The sequence below is a fragment of the Mycobacterium attenuatum genome (genome assembly GCF_900566085.1).
GTDB lineage: Bacteria > Actinomycetota > Actinomycetes > Mycobacteriales > Mycobacteriaceae > Mycobacterium > Mycobacterium attenuatum.
The window spans coordinates 28,364-41,015 of the sequence record NZ_UPHT01000164.1 but is presented as its reverse complement, the minus strand read 5'-3'; the positions used below and the strand labels follow the sequence as shown (position 1 = coordinate 41,015).

General features: G+C 66.6%; 14 protein-coding genes and 1 pseudogene. 11 read left to right on the top strand and 4 right to left on the bottom strand.

The features are described 5' to 3' along the window. Positions 1–88 precede the first annotated feature (88 nt). Entirely contained in the window at positions 89–439 is a 351-nt protein-coding gene (locus tag EET13_RS26280; RefSeq protein WP_122444997.1) for a helix-turn-helix domain-containing protein, read from the bottom strand. A 198-nt stretch (positions 440–637) separates the two neighbouring features. Between EET13_RS26280 and EET13_RS26275 the strand changes: the two are divergent. The 4 genes and pseudogenes from EET13_RS26275 to EET13_RS26260 form a co-directional block, all read left to right on the top strand. After that, positions 638–934 (top strand): annotated as a pseudogene (locus EET13_RS26275) (PE family protein); the annotation flags it as partial. A gap of 524 nt (positions 935–1,458) precedes the next feature. Next, entirely contained in the window at positions 1,459–2,625 is a 1,167-nt protein-coding gene (locus EET13_RS32485; RefSeq protein ID WP_122444996.1) for a PPE family protein, read from the top strand. Positions 2,626–2,699: 74 nt separating this feature from the next. After that, positions 2,700–2,996, top strand: coding sequence for a WXG100 family type VII secretion target (locus EET13_RS26265; protein WP_122445017.1), 297 nt, complete (start codon positions 2,700–2,702; stop codon positions 2,994–2,996). 28 nt (positions 2,997–3,024) lie between these two features. Further along, positions 3,025–3,309, top strand: a complete 285-nt coding sequence (locus EET13_RS26260) for a WXG100 family type VII secretion target (protein WP_122444995.1) — start codon at positions 3,025–3,027, stop codon at positions 3,307–3,309. Here EET13_RS26260 and EET13_RS26255 read toward each other — a convergent pair. Genes EET13_RS26255 through EET13_RS26245 form a run of 3 tightly spaced genes read right to left on the bottom strand, consistent with a single transcriptional unit; the run spans position 3,306 to position 6,477 of the window. After that, positions 3,306–4,325 carry a zinc-binding dehydrogenase gene (locus tag EET13_RS26255; RefSeq protein ID WP_122444994.1) on the bottom strand — a complete coding sequence of 340 codons (1,020 nt, stop codon included), beginning with the start codon at positions 4,323–4,325 and terminating at the stop codon, positions 3,306–3,308. The genes EET13_RS26260 and EET13_RS26255 overlap by 4 nt on opposite strands. Continuing rightward, on the bottom strand, positions 4,325–5,515 hold the full coding sequence (locus tag EET13_RS26250; RefSeq protein WP_122444993.1) for an LLM class flavin-dependent oxidoreductase: 1,191 nt from the start codon (positions 5,513–5,515) through the stop codon (positions 4,325–4,327). Before EET13_RS26250 ends, EET13_RS26255 begins: the two co-directional genes overlap by 1 nt. Continuing rightward, positions 5,512–6,477, bottom strand: a complete 966-nt coding sequence (locus EET13_RS26245; RefSeq protein ID WP_122444992.1) for an alpha/beta fold hydrolase — start codon at positions 6,475–6,477, stop codon at positions 5,512–5,514. Before EET13_RS26245 ends, EET13_RS26250 begins: the two co-directional genes overlap by 4 nt. A gap of 183 nt (positions 6,478–6,660) precedes the next feature. Between EET13_RS26245 and EET13_RS26240 the strand changes: the two genes are divergently transcribed. The 7 genes from EET13_RS26240 to EET13_RS26205 all read left to right on the top strand — a co-directional run bounded on the left by EET13_RS26240 (position 6,661) and on the right by EET13_RS26205 (position 12,571). Next, positions 6,661–7,074 (top strand): VOC family protein, encoded by a 414-nt coding sequence (locus tag EET13_RS26240; RefSeq protein ID WP_122445016.1) that lies wholly within the window; start codon positions 6,661–6,663, stop codon positions 7,072–7,074. 397 nt (positions 7,075–7,471) lie between these two features. Next, on the top strand, positions 7,472–9,712 hold the full coding sequence (ftsH, locus tag EET13_RS26230) for an ATP-dependent zinc metalloprotease FtsH (protein WP_122444991.1): 2,241 nt from the start codon (positions 7,472–7,474) through the stop codon (positions 9,710–9,712). Positions 9,713–9,729: 17 nt separating this feature from the next. Next, positions 9,730–10,338, top strand: a complete 609-nt coding sequence (gene folE, locus EET13_RS26225; RefSeq protein ID WP_122444990.1) for a GTP cyclohydrolase I FolE — start codon at positions 9,730–9,732, stop codon at positions 10,336–10,338. Continuing rightward, positions 10,335–11,177, top strand: a complete 843-nt coding sequence (gene folP, locus EET13_RS26220; RefSeq protein ID WP_122444989.1) for a dihydropteroate synthase — start codon at positions 10,335–10,337, stop codon at positions 11,175–11,177. The genes folE and folP overlap by 4 nt, the downstream gene beginning before the upstream one ends. Then, entirely contained in the window at positions 11,170–11,571 is a 402-nt protein-coding gene (gene folB, locus EET13_RS26215) for a dihydroneopterin aldolase (RefSeq protein ID WP_122444988.1), read from the top strand. Before folP ends, folB begins: the two co-directional genes overlap by 8 nt. Next, a complete protein-coding gene (gene folK / locus EET13_RS26210; RefSeq protein ID WP_122444987.1) occupies positions 11,568–12,095 on the top strand; it encodes a 2-amino-4-hydroxy-6-hydroxymethyldihydropteridine diphosphokinase in 528 nt (175 codons plus the stop codon). Before folB ends, folK begins: the two co-directional genes overlap by 4 nt. Next, the gene (locus tag EET13_RS26205; protein ID WP_122444986.1) at positions 12,095–12,571 is read left to right on the top strand and encodes a DUF3180 domain-containing protein; all 477 of its coding nucleotides are present in this window, start codon (positions 12,095–12,097) and stop codon (positions 12,569–12,571) included. The genes folK and EET13_RS26205 overlap by 1 nt, the downstream gene beginning before the upstream one ends. Positions 12,572–12,652: the final 81 nt, after the last annotated feature.

The following is a 12,652-nucleotide window of genomic DNA, read 5'->3' as shown; positions in this document are numbered from 1 at the left end:
CCGACCGCGACGCCGTTCCGGCGTTCGATTGACGGAAATATCGACCAGCGGACGGCGGCCATGCAGGGAGACGGTCCGTCGACAGCCGTTAGGAGTGCGGCTGCTCTGCCGTCGGATTCGGTCCCAGCACACGCTGTCGCGTCGTAACCCGGAACGGGTCCAGCGATTGGGATCCGCCGACGGCCTCTTGCACATCTTCGGGGGTGATAAGGCCCAGCTCCATTTGGAGCCAGGTGGCACTGAGCCCGAACGTATGTGCCGCGCGCCTGGCTTCCTCGGCGTCCGGAAAGTCCTCGGCGTTTGCGCGTCCGCTCTCCCCATACCACCGGCCTTTGGTCACACCGCAGGCATCACGCAGCTGCTCGACGGTGATATCGCGGTTGAGCGTCGCTTCAAGCAAGCGCTTGAGGCCCCACCCGGCAGCGTTGGTCCTCGGCACGGGTCCAGGGTAGCCCGATGCCAAAAGACGGTCAAAGCATCCACTACGGAGAGTTGACTACCAAAAATACGAACTCTGGAACTGATACTAGACATAATGTCATGATTTATGACACAATGTCCGTGACTGGGACGAGCCAGACAAAATGGGTACTAGCTGTGCCGGACTTCGGTGCTGCGGTAAGAGGAGGAGAACCACATGTCTTTTGTGATCGCGCTGCCGGAAGTGCTGATGGCGGCGGCCGGCCGACTCCAAGCGATCGGCTCAGCGGTGAGCACAGCCAACCTGACCGCGGTGCTTCCCATCACTTCGGTGATTCCGGCGGCGGCCGACGAGGTATCGATGGTGACGGCGAGGAGCTTTGCCGCGTACGGCCAGCTGTATCAAGCAATCAACACCGAGGCCCACCTGATCCATGAGCAGTTCGTCAGGGCTTTGGGGCTCAGCGCCAATTCGTATGCAGCAACCGATGCAGCCAACGCGACCCACGCCGGCGGTGCATCGACGACCGGCACACCTGCGCAACCGTCGGTCGGGCCGTCACCCAGCAGTCCGGCGCCAGCTCCGGCACCCACCAGTCCAGCGCCCGGGCTGGAACCTCAACCGGCGCCCAGCCCGGCACCCAGAGTGGCGCCCCAGCGCGCACCCAGCCCGGCGCCGCGCCCGGCACCCAACCTGGCGCCAACGCGCCCGTCACCGGCGCCTCGCCCGTCACCCACCAGCCCAGCACCCCGACCGGCGCCCGATGTGATGCCGGCCCACCCGACACCAATCGAGCCTGCCAGCACAACGCCATATCGCAGCGAGTACGGGGGCTACGGGGGCTACAGCCACGGCGCCTATGGGGGCTATGGGGCACACCATGCCACCCATGGCGGTTACGGCCATCACTCGGGGGCGTATGGCCGCGATAGCTACGCCGGGGCTCACTAGCGCGCCCGTCGTCACGACCACAACCGATCAAAACCAATCAAAACCAATCAAAACCAATCAAAACCAATCAAACGGAGGGATTAGCAATGGATTTCGGTTCCTTACCCCCGGAGATCAACTCCGGGCTCATGTATGCGGGTCCAGGGTCGGCGTCCATGCTGGCCGCCGCGGCGGCCTGGGACGGGCTGGCCGCCGAGCTGCGTTCGGCGGCGACGGGCTACGGCTCGGTGATTGCCGAGCTTGCCGACGCGGGATGGCAGGGCACTTCCTCGGCGGCCATGGCCGCCGCCGCCGCACCGTATGTGGGCTGGATGCACTCCACCGCCGCGCAGGCCGAGCAGGCGGGAATGCAGGCGACCGTGGCGGCGGCCGCGCACGAAGCGGCGTTTGCGGCCACGGTGCCACCGCCGGTGATTGCGGCCAACCGGGCGTTGCTGGCGTCGCTGGTCGCGACGAATTTCCTGGGAATCAATACCCCGGCGATCATGGCCACGGAGGCGCACTACGCCCAGATGTGGGCGCAGGACGCCGCCGCAATGTATGCCTACGCCGGCGCGGCAGCAGCGGCGGCCATGCTGACCCCGATGTCAATGGCGCCAGCCACGACCAACGTGGCCGGTGTGCTCAGCAGCGCGATCGCGGCCGGCGCGGTTGCCGTCAATAACCTGCAAGGCGCCGTCCAGGGCTTGGCCGCTCAAGCGGCGGGCAGCCTGGCGGCCGTCCCGTCGGCGCTGACCAACGCCTTCCAAGCCGGGGTCAGCCAACTTGCGGCCGTCCTTGGCGGCACCTTGGGCCAGGGCGCCGGGCAAGGCGCGGGCATGACCACGCCCGGCCTGCAACGGCCGGCCGCACCCAGCCCGGCTCCGGCGATACCGATGCACACGCCAACGCCGGTCCCTCGACCAGCGACGCCAATTCCCACCGCGCCGATGCGGGTGCCCGAGACGCCGGCGCTACCGCCGACGCGCGTGCCGGAAATGCTGACCCCGGGCCGGACCGCGGTGCCGTTGTCGGCGGGTATGGGTCAGGCCGGCTCGTTGGGCAGCTTGTCGGTGCCGCCGAGTTGGGCCGCGGCCGCCCCGGAAGCTGCGTCGGCCCCGGCGGCTATGGCCACGCCGATCACCGGCGCAGGCGCGGCAGCGCCGATGACGGGCCGGGGCATCCCCGCGGAAACGGTGCGCTTCATGCCGCCACGAGAGTTCGGCGTCGCCATGCCGGCTCTGGCTGTGTTGCCGTGCAGCGTGGTCGGCTGAGGAGAGGGGGAGACGCTCTGGACTAACCGGTGATCCATTCCAGATTCGACGATTGTTCACAGGAGGCATTCATCATGACCACACGATTCATGACCGACCCGCACGCGATGCGGGATATGGCGGGCCGGTTCCAGGTGCACGCCCAGACCGTGGAAGGCGAGGCCCGCCGGATGTGGGCGTCCTCGCAGAACATCTCGGGAGCGGGCTGGGCCGGCACGGCAGAGGCGAGTTCCTACGACACCATGGGCCAGATGCATCAGGCGTTCCGCAACATCGTCACGATGCTGCACGGGGTGCGCGACGGACTGGTTCGCGACGCCGGCAATTACGAGCAGCAAGAGCAGGCATCCCAGCAGATCCTCGGCAGTTGAGCCGATTCCACGACAGGAGAACACCGACATGACAATCAGCTACCAGTTCGGCGATGTCGACGCCCACGGCGCCACCATCCGCGCACAGGCCGCCTCGCTGGAAGCCGAGCACCAGGCCATCGTTCGCGACGTCCTTGCGGCCGGAGACTTTTGGGGCGGCGCCGGGTCGTCGGCCTGCCAGGAATTCATCACCCAATTGGGCCGCAACTTCCAGGTCATCTACGAGCAGGCCAATGCTCACGGCGCCAATGTGCAAGCGGCCGGTGCCAATATGGCGCAGACCGACGGCGCGGTCGGTTCCAGCTGGGCCTAAGCCTCGGGCGTGACCAGAATCTTGCAGTGCCGTTCGGGGTCGGCGAGGTCGTCGAAGGCCGCGCCGACCCCGTCCAGGCCGACCTCCCCGGTGATCAGCGGGCTGACGTCGATATCGCCCTCGGCGATCGCACGCAGCGATTCGGCGAACTCGTCTGGGCCATAGGCGAGCACGAATTGGATATTGATCTCCTTGGCGATCGCGAAGAACGGATGCATGGTGTCGGCCTGCATGCACACTCCTGCGACGACCAGCCGCGTGCCCGGCCGGGCCCGCCGCAACACGTCGTCGATGATCCCCGGCACGCCGATCGCCTCGAAAACCACTGCGGCCTTGACGGTGTCAAACGGCGAGCCCTGTGCCGGGTCTACCGCACGGTGCGCGCCCATCGTCACGGCCAGTTCCCGTCGTTTCGACGAAAAATCCGATGCCACAATAGTTTCGACGCCACGTAAGCAAAGCGCCGCGATAATGGACATGCCGATCGGACCGCAACCAAGCACGAGGGCCGTCTCGCCGGGCGCTATGCCCGACTTGTTGACGGCGTGCAGCCCCACCGCCATGGGTTCGGCGAGGGCCGCATGTTGGGGGCTCACGTCACGCGGAATGGGCAGCAGCAATGGGGCCGAAAGTAGCATCCGTTCCGCATAGCCGCCGATTGTGTCGTTGCTGTAGACGATCGGCTCGAAACCTTTGGCCGATGACAACACCGGAATTGACGTGACCAATGTTCCGGGCGGATGGGTCTCGGTATCCGGGCCTGCTTGGAGTATCGCGGCGCTGAACTCGTGGCCCATGAAGACGTCCCTGTTCAGGTCGACATCACGCCGGGCGGCACCACGTGTCATCTCATCGGTAAGCGCCAGCATCTCCTCGCCGTGCGCGGCGAAATGCAGGTCAGAACCGCAGATTCCGCATGCCAGCACTTTGACCAGCACCTGACCTGGGCCGGGAGCCGGTTCAGGCACGTCGTCGCGGCATACCATCCGTCCATTGCGTAACACCGAGGCGCGCATCAGCTCTCACCGTGCTGGTGCTCAGCCACGTGTTCGTTGATGGCCTTGACGACGGCCTGGCCCGCGCGACCGATCAAGTCCTCGCGTTTGCCCTTGGCCCACTCGTGCGACGCGCGAGGCGCTTCGAGCTGACCTTTGAAGTACGGAATCACCTTGCGGGCGAACAATTCATAGGAGTGAAAGGTCGCTTGGGGTGCGGCCCAGTCGTGGCCGAGTAACAGCAGGGTTCCGAAGCCTCCCGACCGGTCTAGCAGGTCCTCGACATGGGCGATCGCATCCTCAGGCGTGCCGATGCAACAATTGCCCTTGGCTGCATACTCTTCGACGAACTCCCGGCTGGAAAGTGTTCCCTCCACGGTATTGGATAGCGGGACAAATCCCGCTGCGCCAAAATATTTCGAAAAGTCGGGCAACCCGTAGATACAGTCGTCGTAGGCCTGGTCTCGGGTGTCGGCCAAATGCATGATGGACAGCACCCGCCAGTCGCGACGGTCGGGCTCGTCGCGGCCGACTTTGGCGGCCTGCTCACACACCACGCCCCAGGTGTTCTCCAGCGCCGCATACCCACCGGGCACCGACATCGACAGCGACAGCAGCGACGTGCCCAGCGCTCCGGCCAGCCTTGGTCCGGACGGTGAAATCATTGCCGCAGTTGAGATCTCAGGGTACGGCCAGGTGTACGGCCGGATGTGCAGCTGTGCCTCACGCAGGGTGAACCAGTCGGAATGGCGGTCGATACGCTCACTCGGCCCGGCGCGGAACAGCGCCAGAATCGCCTCCAGCGACTCCTGCATCATCCGGCGCTGATCGATCGGATCGATACCCATCATGTAGGCGTCCGACGGTAGCGCGCCGGGGCCCGTGCCGAACATGACCCGGCCCCGGGTCAGGTGATCGAGCAGTACCCAGCGGTCGGCCACCATCAACGGATGGTGGTAGGGCAGCGAGACCACCCCGGTACCCAACCGGATGTGCTTGGTCCGTTCGGCCGCCGCCGCGATGAAGATCTCCGGGCAGGCGATCAGTTCATAGCCGCCGGAGTGGTGTTCACCGAACCAGGCTTCGTCGTAACCCAGGCGGTCCAGCGCGACGACGCGCTCCAAGTCGTATTCCAAAGCGACCGTTGGGGATTGGCCGGTAGGGTGAAATGGCGTGATGAAGACTCCGAAACGCAGTGGAGCGCCCGTCACCAGTCCACCCCCTCGAGGAATTCGAGCAGGATCGCGTTCACCTCATCGGGCCGCTGTTGCTGCAACCAGTGCCCGGCGCCGTCGATGAGCACCTCGCGGTACGGGCCGGCGATCACCTCCGACGCGCGGTCGGTGCGGGTGAAGGACAGGACCGGGTCGGCGGTCCCGGCGACGAACAACGACGGCACCGCAATTTTGACGTCGGCGAGCTCGGCGGTGGTCTCCCAGTTGCGGTCGAAATTTCGATACCAGTTGAGCCCGCCGGCAAACCCGGTGCGAGTGAACTCGCTGATGTAGTGGTCCAATTCGTCCTGGCTGATCCAGTCCGGCAGCCTATCCGGTTCCGGAAGGCGGTCGATGAAGCCCTCGGGTCCGGGCGCCAGCATGCGCAACGCCGCGCTCTGGTCGCCCGGTGGCCGCAAACCGCCGATCATCCGGCGTATCGTCCGGGCCGGATTCCCGTTGAGCTCCGCATCGGCCACACCGGGCTGCTGGAAGTAAAGGATGTAGAAGAAGTTCTCGCCGAACGTCGCGCGGAACGCCTGCGTCGGGGGCACCTGAGCGCGCGGCAGCGGCGGAACGCTGAGCGCGGCAACCGCGGCCACCCGGTCGGGGTGCAGCAGCGGCGCATTCCACACCACAACGGCGCCCCAGTCGTGACCCACCCAGACCGCGCGTTCGGCGCCGGCGTCGTCGAGCAGTCCCACGAGGTCGGCCGTCAACTGGTGAATGTCGTAGGCCTCGATCGCTTCGGGACGTGACGAGCCGCCGTACCCACGTTGATCCGGAGCCAGCACGTGGTAGCCGGCGTCGGCCAGGGCCGGGATCTGGTGCCGCCAGGAGTAGGCGAGCTCGGGAAATCCGTGGGCCAGAATGACCACGGGTGCGCCGCGGTCTCCGGCCTCGACCACCCGCAGCCGCACACCATTGGTGTCTACTAACCGTTCGGTTGATTGAGCCACCGTCTCACCAAATCACAACGGCAGCGGGCCGGAAAGGGCCGATTTGGGTGGTGCTTCGCCGAGCGTGCAGCTGGCGTGAAATCAGGCCGGAATCTCGCAGCGGTTACACGTTGGGTGCACGAGTGGCACGTCAGGCGAAATCACGGACTGGAAATCGTGACTGGCGCCGCGCATCATCGGCTGATGCGGCTGGACCATGTAGTGCTGTGGACGAAAGAACCACGGGCGGCGATGGATTTCTACACGAGGGTGGTCGGGCTCGCGCCGGTGCGGTTCGATGAGTTCGAAAGCGGAACCGCGCCGTTTCCGAGCGTGCGGGTGTGCGAAGACGCCATCATCGACCTCATCCCCGTGGAAAATGCTGCTGGTACCGAGTCGATGACGAGGGTCGACGGGAGCGCGGGACATCCGGTCAACCACGTCTGCATCGCAATGTCGAAGGCCGAGTACGACGCACTGGACCGACGTCTACAGGCAGCCGGCGTCGACACCGGCGCGCGGCTGAACCGAAGCTTCGGTGCCCGGGGATGGGCGCCGCAGGGCTACTACTTCGCTGACCCAGACGGCAATGTGATCGAGGCGCGCTACTACGAATAGCCATGGCAAATCCTGGAGAGCACGCCTGGTCTGTTGGCCTTCGTCAGGCAACTGGTCGCCGGCCCTGACATCGGTGTGACCAATATCTGGGCGCTGTTCGGGATCTCACCGGGAACGTCGGTCGTTGTCTGGGCGGTTACCGTGGCGACCCGCTGCGCCCAGCTTGGAACCAACCGAGCTGGGCTTGCGATCGCCACGGGAACGATGGTGGCGACCCGCTGCGCCCAGCTTGGAACCAACCGAGCTGGGCTTGCGATCGCCACGGGAACGATGGTGGCGACCCGCTGCGCCCAGCGTGGAACCAACCGAGCTGGGCTTGCGATCGCCACGGGGCGGTAACCTTGACATTTCTAGCTGCGCGAATCCGGAAGGACCTGGCCGGCACGGCCGATGATCGATGAACCGAAAAAACGTGATCCGCACCCTCACGGCGATCGCCGTCGTGGTGCTGCTGGGCTGGTCGTTCTTCTATTTCAGCGACGACACCCGGGGCTACAAGCCCGTCGACACCTCAGTGGCGGTGGCGCAGATCAACAGCGACAACGTCAAGAGCGCGCAGATCGACGACCGTGAGCAGCAGCTGCGGCTGACCCTGAAGAAGGCCAACAACGACACCGATGGATCCGACAAGGTCATCACCAAATACCCCACCGGCTACGCCGTCGACCTCTTCAACGCGCTGACCGCGAAGAACGCCAAGGTCAGCACCGTCGTCAACCAGGGCAGCATCCTGGGTGAGCTGCTGGTCTATGTGCTTCCGCTGCTGCTGCTGGTGGGGTTGTTCGTGATGTTCTCCCGCATGCAGGGCGGTGCCCGGATGGGCTTCGGTTTCGGCAAATCCCGGGCCAAGATGCTCAACAAAGACATGCCCAAGACGACGTTCGCCGACGTTGCCGGCGTCGATGAAGCCGTCGAGGAGCTCTACGAGATCAAAGACTTTCTGCAGAACCCCGGCCGCTACCAGGCGCTCGGCGCCAAGATCCCCAGGGGCGTGCTGCTGTACGGTCCTCCCGGAACGGGCAAGACGCTGCTGGCCCGCGCCGTCGCGGGTGAGGCCGGAGTGCCGTTCTTCACCATCTCCGGCTCGGACTTCGTCGAGATGTTCGTCGGTGTCGGCGCCTCGCGCGTCAGGGACCTATTCGATCAGGCCAAACAGAACAACCCCTGCATCATCTTCGTCGACGAGATCGACGCGGTGGGTCGCCAGCGCGGCGCCGGCCTGGGCGGCGGCCACGACGAGCGCGAGCAGACGCTCAACCAGCTGCTGGTCGAGATGGACGGCTTCGACCCGCGTGCCGGGGTCATTCTCATCGCGGCCACCAACCGGCCCGACATCCTGGACCCGGCACTACTGCGGCCGGGCCGCTTCGACCGGCAGATCCCGGTGACCAATCCGGACCTGGCGGGTCGCCGCGCGGTGCTCCAAGTGCATTCCAAGGGCAAGCCGATCGGCCCGGACGCCGACCTCGATGGGCTGGCCAAGCGGACCGTCGGCATGACCGGCGCCGACCTGGCCAACGTCATCAACGAGGCGGCGCTGCTGACCGCCCGGGAGAACGGCACCGTCATCACCGGTCCCGCGCTGGAAGAAGCCGTCGACCGGGTGATCGGTGGGCCGCGCCGCAAAGGGCGGATCATCAGCGAGCACGAGAAGAAGATCACCGCCTACCACGAGGGCGGACACACCCTGGCGGCCTGGGCGATGCCCGACATCGACCCCGTCTACAAGGTGACCATCCTGGCCCGCGGGCGCACCGGTGGGCACGCGGTCGCGGTGCCCGAAGAAGACAAGGGCTTGCGGACCCGGTCGGAGATGATCGCGCAACTGGTGTTCGCGATGGGCGGTCGCGCCGCCGAGGAACTCGTGTTCCGCGAGCCGACCACCGGCGCGGTGTCCGACATCGAGCAGGCGACCAAGGTGGCCCGCGCGATGGTCACCGAGTACGGCATGAGCGCCCGCCTCGGCGCCGTGAAATACGGCACCGAGCACGGCGACCCGTTCCTGGGCCGTTCGATGGGCACCCAGTCCGACTACTCGCACGAGGTTGCCCGCGAAATCGACGAGGAAGTGCGCAAGCTGATCGAGGCGGCGCACACCGAGGCGTGGGAGATCCTCACCGAATACCGCGACGTGCTCGACACGCTGGCCGGTGAGCTGCTGGAAAAGGAGACCCTGCACCGCCCCGAGCTGGAGGCGATCTTCGCCAACGTCGAAAAACGGCCTCGCCTGACCATGTTCGACGATTTCGGCGGCCGGATCCCTTCTGATAAGCCGCCGATCAAAACGCCCGGAGAACTCGCCATGGAACGCGGCGAGCCGTGGCCGCCGCCGCTTAAAGAGCCGGCCTTCAAGCAAGCGATCGCGCGGGCTACCCGCGCGGCCGAAGCGGCACAAGCTGCCCAATCAGGAACCGGTGGCGGCGCCAACGGTGCAGACCGCGACCGCTCGGCCTACCAGCCCGACTATGGTGCGCCCGCCGACTGGCACGCTCCGGGATGGCCACCACCGCCGTCGGCCAGTCGACCGCAGCCGGCCCCGGGTTACCGGCCGCCGGATCAATCCGAACCGGACCCCGACGAGCCGTCCGAGCAGCAGAATAGGGACGTTAGCCAGTCCAATCCGTCAGCCCACGGCTGACCAAACGAAGGATTCCCATGACGCAGCTGGATTCTCGCCCCAAGCCGTCCATCCCCGGGGTTTTCGACCAGTCGCGCGCCGAGGCAGCCGTACGCGAATTGCTGTACGCGGTCGGCGAGAATCCGGAGCGCGAAGGTTTGCGGGAAACCCCGGCGCGAGTCGCGCGTGCCTATCGTGAGATCTTCGCCGGGCTCTACACCGACCCGGACGCGGTGCTCAACGCCATGTTCGACGAAGATCATGACGAGCTGGTGTTGGTCAAGCAGATACCGCTGTACTCAACGTGCGAACACCACCTGGTGTCGTTCCACGGTGTGGCCCATGTCGGCTATATCCCGGGCACCGACGGCCGGGTCACCGGGCTGTCGAAGATCGCGCGGCTGGTGGACCTTTATGCCAAGCGGCCGCAGGTACAGGAGCGGCTGACCAGCCAGATCGCCGACGCCCTGGTCAAGAAGCTGGAACCACGGGGTGTGATCGTGGTCGTCGAGGCCGAGCATCTGTGCATGGCGATGCGCGGGGTTCGCAAGCCCGGCGCGGTCACGACGACCTCAGCGGTGCGTGGGGCCTTCAAAACCAACGCCGCATCTCGAGCCGAAGCGCTCGATCTCATCCTGCGTAAGTGAGTCCGGCGCCCGTGCAGGTGATGGGTGTCGTCAATGTCACCGACGACTCGTTCTCGGACGGCGGGCGTTACCTCGATGCCGGCAGTGCCGTCGAGCATGGTTTGGCGCTGGTAGCCGACGGGGCGCAGATCGTCGACATCGGGGGGGAGTCCACTCGGCCCGGGGCGGCCCGCGTCGACCCGAGCATCGAGACGGCCCGCGTTATCCCGGTAGTGAAAGAGATTGCTGCACAAGGTGTTACGGTCAGTATTGATACCATGCACGCCGACGTCGCACGTGCGGCGCTGGAAAACGGCGCGCAGATCGTCAACGACGTGTCCGGCGGGCGGGCCGACCCGGCGATGGCGCCGTTGGTGGCCGAAGCCGGGGTGATCTGGGTGTTGATGCACTGGCGGCCGGTGTCGGCGGCCAACCCGCACGAGGTGCCCGACTATGGCGATGTCGTGGCCCAGGTGCGTGCCGAGCTGCTGGCGGCCGCTGACGACGCAGTGACCGCCGGTGTCGACCCCGCGAAGCTAGTAATCGATCCGGGGCTTGGTTTCGCCAAGACAGGACAACACAATTGGGCACTTCTTCATGGCCTGCCGGAGTTGGTCGCCACCGGATTTCCTGTTTTGCTGGGTGCCTCGCGCAAGCGTTTCCTGGGTAGGTTGTTGGCCGGGCCCGACGGCACGATCCGCCCGCCCGCCGGTCGCGAGACGGCCACAGCGGTGATTTCGGCGCTGGCAGCCGTGCACGGCGCCTGGGGTGTGCGGGTACACGATGTGCGGGCATCGGCCGATGCCCTCAAGGTTGTCGAAGCATGGCGGCGAAGTGAAGGGACCGGACGCGATGGCTGACCGAATTGAGCTGCGCGGCTTGATTGTTCACGGCCGGCATGGGGTCTACGAACACGAGCGGGTGGCCGGTCAGCGGTTCATCGTCGACATCACCATGTGGATCGATCTGATGGACGCCGCCCGCAGCGACGATCTGTCCGACACGTACGACTACGTCAGGCTGGCGCAGCGGGCCAGCGAGATCGTGGGCGGGACACCGCGCGACCTGATCGAAACGGTCGGCGCCGAGATCGCCGACGAGGTGATGGAAGACGAGCGCGTGCACGCCGTCGAGGTGGTCGTACACAAGCCGCAGGCCCCTATCCCGCTGCCGTTCGCCGACGTGGCGGTGGTGACGCGCCGATCGCGGCGCGGCGGCCGCGGTTCGGTGGTGCCCGCGGGCGGGGCCGTATGACGCGCGTGGTGCTGTCGATCGGCTCGAACCTCGGTGACCGGCTGGCGCATCTTCGGTCGGTGGTCGACGGCCTCGGTGAGGCGTTGGTCGTCGCGTCCCGCGTGTACGAGACGGACCCGTGGGGAGGCGTTGAGCAGCAGCCGTTTCTCAACGCGGTGCTCATTGCCGACGATCCAGGACGAGATTGCCACGCGTGGCTGTGCCGGGCCCACGAGTTGGAGCGGGCCGCGGGGCGAGCGCGCGGCGAGCGCTGGGGTCCGCGGACGCTGGACGTCGACCTGGTCACCTGCTCCGAGCTCACCGCGTCCGGCCGGGTGGACGTGTTCTCGGCCGACCGCGATCTGACGCTGCCGCACCCGCTGGCACATCTGCGCGCTTTTGTGATGGTTCCGTGGCTGGACGTCGATCCGGCGGCGCACATGCCGCTGCAGGATGGGCCGCGCTCCGTCGCCGACCTGCTGGCTGAGCTGGAGCCCGCGGATCGGGCCAGTGTGCGGCTGACGCCGCTGACGCTGGAAAGCTGATGGGCCCTACCCGCAAGCGCGATCTGACGGCCGCGGTGATCGCGGCCGCGGTGGTGGGCTATCTGCTGGCCATGGCGTTGTTTCGCTGGTTTCCGCCGATCACGGTGTGGACCGGACTGTCGCTGCTCGGCGTTGCCATAGCTGAGGCGCTGTGGGCTCGCTACATCCGGACCAAGATCGGTGACGGCGAGATCGGCGACGGACCCGGCCGCCTGCACCCGCTCGCGGTGGCCCGCAGTCTGCTGATCGCCAAGGCGTCGGCCTGGGTGGGTGCCCTGGTCCTGGGCTGGTGGATCGGGGTATTCGGTTACCTGCTGCCGCGGCGGTCATGGCAGCGGGTTGCTGTCGAAGACACCACCGGCACCGTGGTGGCGGCCGGCAGCGCGTTGGCTCTGGTGGTTGCCGCGCTGTGGCTGCAACATTGCTGCAAGTCGCCGCCGGATCCCACCGAGGGCGGCGAGGGTGCCCAAACCTGACCGGGGGCACGCATCCCTCGCCGACGTTGCTGGCGGCGTCGCTGAATCGCCTGGCGAATCGCCGGACCGGCGCGACACGCG